The sequence below is a fragment of the Streptococcus sp. SGI.013 genome, assembly GCF_050315295.1.
Lineage (GTDB): Bacteria > Bacillota > Bacilli > Lactobacillales > Streptococcaceae > Streptococcus > Streptococcus porcorum.
This window is the reverse complement of the sequence record NZ_JBNPOS010000057.1, coordinates 1-3,269: the sequence shown is the minus strand read 5'-3', so window position 1 is coordinate 3,269 and position 3,269 is coordinate 1. Positions and strand designations below refer to the sequence as shown.

At 41.4% G+C, this 3,269-nt stretch carries 4 protein-coding genes; all 4 read left to right on the top strand.

What is annotated here, in order from left to right:
• Window positions 1–92 precede the first annotated feature (92 nt).
• Window positions 93–962: a glucose-1-phosphate thymidylyltransferase RfbA gene (rfbA, locus tag ACQRDX_RS09095; protein WP_427896565.1), complete on the top strand. Its 870-nt coding sequence runs from the start codon at window positions 93–95 to the stop codon at window positions 960–962.
• On the top strand, window positions 962–1,555 hold the full coding sequence (locus ACQRDX_RS09090) for a dTDP-4-dehydrorhamnose 3,5-epimerase family protein (protein ID WP_427896567.1): 594 nt from the start codon (window positions 962–964) through the stop codon (window positions 1,553–1,555). The genes rfbA and ACQRDX_RS09090 overlap by 1 nt, the downstream gene beginning before the upstream one ends.
• On the top strand, window positions 1,555–2,040 hold the full coding sequence (locus ACQRDX_RS09085; RefSeq protein WP_427896569.1) for a phosphoribosylanthranilate isomerase: 486 nt from the start codon (window positions 1,555–1,557) through the stop codon (window positions 2,038–2,040). Before ACQRDX_RS09090 ends, ACQRDX_RS09085 begins: the two co-directional genes overlap by 1 nt.
• Window positions 2,041–2,213: 173 nt before the next feature.
• On the top strand, window positions 2,214–3,263 hold the full coding sequence (rfbB, locus tag ACQRDX_RS09080; RefSeq protein WP_427896571.1) for a dTDP-glucose 4,6-dehydratase: 1,050 nt from the start codon (window positions 2,214–2,216) through the stop codon (window positions 3,261–3,263).
• Window positions 3,264–3,269 lie beyond the last annotated feature (6 nt).

The window sequence follows — 3,269 nt, the reverse complement described above, 5'->3', positions numbered from 1 at the left end:
TGAATCGCTATAAATACAGTGTTTGAGACTGACATTTAATTGAAAATATGATAGAATATTTAGTGACTAATTATGTGAAAGGTAGGAATACTATGAAAGGTATTATTCTTGCTGGTGGTTCAGGGACACGTTTGTATCCTTTGACGCGTGCTGCTTCTAAGCAGTTGATGCCAGTTTATGACAAACCCATGATCTATTACCCACTCTCAACGTTGATGTTAGCGGGTATTAAAGATATTTTAATTATTTCAACGCCAACAGACCTACCACGTTTTAAAGATCTTCTAGGTGATGGTTCGGAGTTTGGAATCTCGCTTTCATACGCAGAGCAACCGAGTCCAGATGGATTAGCGCAAGCTTTTATCATTGGTGAGGACTTTATCGGAGATGATAGTGTGGCGCTTATTTTAGGAGATAACATCTATCACGGTGCTGGAATGTCTAATATGTTGCAACGTGCAGCAACTAAGGAAACTGGTGCAACAGTCTTTGGTTATCAAGTGAAAGACCCAGAACGCTTTGGTGTGGTTGAGTTTGATGAGGAGATGAATGCGATCTCTATCGAAGAAAAACCTGAACACCCTCGTTCAAATTATGCAGTTACAGGGCTTTACTTCTATGATAATGATGTTGTAGAGATTGCTAAAAATATTAAGCCATCTCCACGTGGAGAGCTTGAAATCACGGATGTCAACAAAGCTTATCTGGACCGTGGTGACTTATCTGTTGAGCTTATGGGGAGAGGTTTTGCTTGGTTGGATACAGGTACGCATGAAAGTCTTTTGGAGGCTGCTCAGTATATCGAAACAGTTCAACGCTTGCAAAATGTTCAAGTCGCTAACTTGGAAGAAATTGCCTACCGCATGGGTTACATCACAAAAGAACAGGTGCTTGAGCTAGCACAACCGCTTAAGAAAAATGAATACGGACAATACTTGCTCCGTTTGATTGGAGAAGCCTAATGACAGAGAACTTTTTTGGCAAAACACTAGCCGCACGTCGAGTAAAAGCTATTCCAGGGATGTTGGAGTTCGATATTCCAGTACATGGTGATAACCGTGGGTGGTTTAAAGAAAACTTCCAAAAGGAAAAAATGCTTCCACTTGGTTTCCCAGAAAGCTTTTTTGCAGAAGGTAAACTACAAAATAATGTTTCCTTCTCTCGCAAAAATGTTCTTCGTGGTCTTCATGCAGAGCCGTGGGACAAGTACATCTCAGTAGCTGACGAAGGAAAAGTCCTTGGAACTTGGGTTGATCTTCGTGAAGGTGATACTTTTGGAAATACTTACCAAACCATTATCGATGCGTCAAAAGGGATTTTTGTACCACGTGGTGTGGCAAATGGCTTCCAGGTTTTATCTGATAAGGTAGCTTATAGTTATCTCGTTAATGATTACTGGGCTTTAGAACTCAAACCTAAGTATGCTTTTGTTAACTATGCAGACCCCAGTCTTGACATCAAATGGGAAAACTTGGCAGAAGCAGAAGTTTCAGAAGCAGATAAAAACCATCCGCTTTTAAAAGATGTGAAACCATTGAAAAAAGAAGATTTGTAATGTTTGAAATTTTTTTAGAAATTGCAAGCGAGCTCAATCAACTGGGAATTACACCACTCTTGATGGGGTCAGTTGGCTTAGAAGAGCGAACAGGTCAAGACTGGCAGGTGCGTGATTTGGATATTCATGTCCCCAGCGATCCTCGTGGCTGGGAAGCGCCAGATGAGGTGCGCATTGACCGAGCAAATGAGTTGATTGCCATGATGGAAAAGCTAGGCTACACCTTGACAGATCGTCATGAACATGAATTCCAGAAAAATGGTATTTCCGTTGAATTTGGCGGTCTACATTCTCTTCCGAGTTTTGCAGGCGTTGAGCTGAAAGATTTGGAAGAGTTGGAAACAGATGGCGTTCGCTATTATTTGCCAACGCTTGAGCAATACCTGAAAATCTATCAAGCCTCATCTAAAGACTCCTATCGAGCTGATAAAAATAACCAAAAAGATTTTGCTAAAATTGATTACTTGAAACAAATATTGAAGTAATTTGGCAATAGAAGAAGGCTAGCATAGCAAGCCAATAGTGATAGTTTCCGCCGTAGAAAAAGCAGGATGACGATTTGCGTAAGCTTTCAGGGAAATTTTGAACCTAAGGTTTCATGGTAGCCCCACTACCTAAGGAAACTATCAAAAAAAGAAATAACTTTTCGGAGAAAAAAATGTCTCAATTTAAAAATATTATCGTAACTGGTGGCGCTGGTTTCATCGGTTCAAACTTCGTACACTATGTTTATAACAATCACCCAGATGTTCATGTAACTGTCTTGGATAAACTCACCTACGCTGGGAATAAGGCTAACATCGAAGCCATCCTTGGTGATCGAGTTGATCTTGTTGTCGGCGATATTGCAGATGCTGAGTTGGTGGATAAATTGGCTGCTAAGGCAGATGCCATTGTTCACTATGCGGCAGAAAGCCACAACGACAACTCTCTCAACGATCCAAGTCCTTTCATCCATACCAACTTTATCGGGACTTACACTCTTCTTGAAGCGGCTCGTAAATACGATATCCGTTTCCACCATGTATCAACTGACGAAGTGTACGGTGACCTTCCTTTGCGTGAAGATTTGCCAGGTCATGGTGACGGTCCAGGTGAGAAGTTCACTGCAGAAACCAACTACAACCCATCATCACCATACTCGTCAACCAAGGCTGCTTCAGACTTGATTGTTAAAGCATGGGTGCGTTCATTTGGTGTCAAAGCAACGATTTCAAACTGTTCAAACAACTACGGTCCATACCAACACATCGAGAAATTTATCCCACGCCAAATCACCAACATCTTGGCAGGAATCAAGCCAAAACTTTACGGTGAAGGTAAAAACGTTCGTGACTGGATTCATACTAATGACCATTCGACTGGTGTTTGGGCAATCTTGACAAAAGGCCGTATGGGTGAAACTTACCTAATCGGTGCTGACGGTGAGAAGAACAATAAAGAAGTGCTTGAATTGATCCTTGAGAAAATGGGTCAACCAAAAGACGCTTACGATCATGTGACTGACCGTGCAGGACACGATTTGCGCTATGCAATTGATGCAAGTAAACTTCGTGATGAGCTTGGCTGGACACCACAGTTTACCGACTTTTCTCAAGGTTTGGAAGAAACTATTCAATGGTACACTGATAACCAAGACTGGTGGAAAGCTGAAAAAGAAGCTGTTGAAGCCAACTACGCTAAAACACAAGAAGTACTTAACAAATAAGAAAAA

What these genes read in the sequence shown, in the direction of transcription:
- rfbA (WP_427896565.1), top strand. Translation starts at nt 93, where the DNA reads ATGAAAGGTATTATTCTTGCTGGTGGTTCAGGGACACGTTTGTATCCT.
- ACQRDX_RS09090 (WP_427896567.1), top strand. Translation starts at nt 962, where the DNA reads ATGACAGAGAACTTTTTTGGCAAAACACTAGCCGCACGTCGAGTAAAA.
- ACQRDX_RS09085 (WP_427896569.1), top strand. Translation starts at nt 1,555, where the DNA reads ATGTTTGAAATTTTTTTAGAAATTGCAAGCGAGCTCAATCAACTGGGA.
- rfbB (WP_427896571.1), top strand. Translation starts at nt 2,214, where the DNA reads ATGTCTCAATTTAAAAATATTATCGTAACTGGTGGCGCTGGTTTCATC.